The sequence below is a fragment of the Microbacterium sp. B24 genome (assembly GCF_000333415.1).
In the GTDB taxonomy this organism is placed as follows: domain Bacteria; phylum Actinomycetota; class Actinomycetes; order Actinomycetales; family Microbacteriaceae; genus Microbacterium.
In genome coordinates this window covers 1-2,065 of the sequence record NZ_BADB01000405.1, presented here as the reverse complement: position 1 = coordinate 2,065, position 2,065 = coordinate 1, and the positions used below count along the sequence as shown (strand labels likewise).

3 protein-coding genes are annotated in these 2,065 nt (G+C 70.0%); all 3 read right to left on the bottom strand.

The features are described 5' to 3' along the window. A partial coding sequence (locus I5I_RS12110; protein ID WP_036319909.1) for an ABC1 kinase family protein occupies positions 1-661 on the bottom strand: 661 nt, incomplete at its 3' end. Between the two features lie 6 nt (positions 662-667). Next, complete coding sequence (locus I5I_RS12105) at positions 668-1,240, bottom strand: PadR family transcriptional regulator (protein ID WP_036319914.1); 573 nt, start codon at positions 1,238-1,240, stop codon at positions 668-670. Between the two features lie 85 nt (positions 1,241-1,325). Next, positions 1,326-1,880 carry an NYN domain-containing protein gene (locus I5I_RS12100; RefSeq protein WP_036319911.1) on the bottom strand — a complete coding sequence of 185 codons (555 nt, stop codon included), beginning with the start codon at positions 1,878-1,880 and terminating at the stop codon, positions 1,326-1,328. Between the last annotated feature and the right edge of the window lie 185 nt (positions 1,881-2,065).

Below are 2,065 nucleotides of genomic sequence, written 5' to 3'. Positions count from 1 at the left end.
CCGCGCCGAATCGCTCGGCGTTCTGCGCTTCGTGCAGGTAGTCGATCTCCTCGCGCGACGTCGCGGCGAACTCCTCGGCCAGCGCGGGCGCATCGACGCGGTCCGAGACGAGCCGCACGCGACTCAGCCACCCTGCGACTCGGCGCAGCGCCGCCAGGTCGACGTCGACGATCTCGTCGATCCCCGGGCGCTGCACCTTCACGACGACGGCGCCGAATCCGCTCAGCGTCGCATCTGCCGGCGTCAGTCGGGCGCGGTGCGCCTGCCCCAGGGATGCCGCGGCCACCGGAGTCTCGTCGAACCAGGCATACGCGCGCTCCAGCGGCATCCCGAGCTGCGCCTCCGCTGCGGCGCGGATATCGGCGAAGGGCACGGGCGGCACCTCGTCCTGCAGCCCCTCGAGTTCTTTCGTGATCTCCGGCGGCAGCACGTCCAGACGCGACGACATGAACTGGCCGACCTTGATCATGAGACCGCCGAGGTCGACGGCGAGCGCGTGGAAGCGGCGGGCGATGCGCTGCATCCGCGCGCTGCGCGAGCGCGCGGCGAGGCGCGCGAGGCCCACGCGCGGCAGGAACAGGTCGTACCACCAGGTCTGCGCCAGCGACAGTGCGGCGAAGCGGAGGATGCGCCGGTACCGCGCGCGTGAGCCGGACTGCACCGCCGATCAGCCCTGTGCGAGCAGCGCGTACACGCGGCGACGGGCCTCGTCGAGGATCTCGACGGCGCTCTGCACCTGCTCCGGCGTGCCGGTGCGCCCCACCTGCCCGACCGCCTGCGCGAGCGCGAAGCCGGCCTTCGGCAGCGCGCTCATGCGGCCGCCGTCGCGCTGACCCGGTGTCTCCCAGGGCGCCGGACGGTCCGCGGAGGCTTCTGCCTCGGCGCGACCGGCGTCGGTGAGCGCATACGTCTTTCGGCCGTTCGCCTCCTCGGCGACGATCAGGCCCTCGTCGGCCAGCATCTGCAGCGTCGGGTACACCGAGCCGGCGCTGGGCTTCCACGCGCCGTCGCTGCGCTGTTCGATCTCCTGGATGATCTGGTAGCCGTGCATCGGCTGCTCGGACAGCAGGGCCAGCACCGCCGCGCGCACGTCACCTCGTCCCATGCGGGGGCCGGTGCGCTGCTCGAAGGACGCGCGGAGATTCTCCATCGCCTCCCACATGCCCGCTGAACCGGCCGCGAAGGACCCGGAGCCGAACCCGCGTCCGCCGAAGCTCGGACCGGAGAATGAACCGTTCATGATGCCTCCCGAAATCGCGCCGATCATTCGGCGATAGTGAACGATATATCGTTCACCTATGTTCGCGCCGTGAGTTCTCGCGCGCTCAGCCGAGGAACTGGAACGGGTCGAACTCTTCGATGGGGATCACGCGCACGCGCGGCAGCTGGGCGTCGAAAGCATGCACGTCGTATTCGAGATCGAAGAACTCGATACCCGGGACGGCGGCGAACTCGCTGCTGCGGAACTCGTGGAATCCGATCAGCCCGACACGTCGGTCGTCGTCGACGAGTGCTGCGAGGTCATCGACGAAGTCACGGTCGTGGCTGACGAGAACGACGTCGCCGCTGCGGTCCTCCAGCGCCCGCAGCGTTCGCTGGATGGCGAGGTCGACGACCTTCGCGTCGGCGGGGCCCGACAGCGGCACCGGGGTGTAGCCCAGCGCCAGCAGCGCCTGCACGAATGGCATCGGCAGATGCGTCGACGCATTCAGGAAGAAGAGGCCGCGCACCGGCTGCTGCCAGCGCTCCTCGAGGAAGCCCAGGAGGCGATCCCACCGGGGACGCTCGTCGGGCTGCGGGCGACGGCCGAGGATCGATCCGCCGAGCGTGGCATCGATGTTCTCGCCGTCCACGAGGATCCAGCTGGTGCGGTCCGTCACGTTGCCTCCCTCGGCATCCGCGCGCACCCGCCCGGGCCGCGCCCTTCGACGCTAGCAGGGACGCACGAGCTCACTCGTCGCCGCGGGAGAACATCCGGCGCAGCACGAAGAAGACGATCACCGCGACGACCAGCACCACGACGAGCTTGGCCACGAACCACAGCACGCGAAGATCACGTGACGAT

What these genes read in the sequence shown, in the direction of transcription:
- I5I_RS12105 (WP_036319914.1), bottom strand. Translation starts at nt 1,240, where the DNA reads ATGAACGGTTCATTCTCCGGTCCGAGCTTCGGCGGACGCGGGTTCGGC.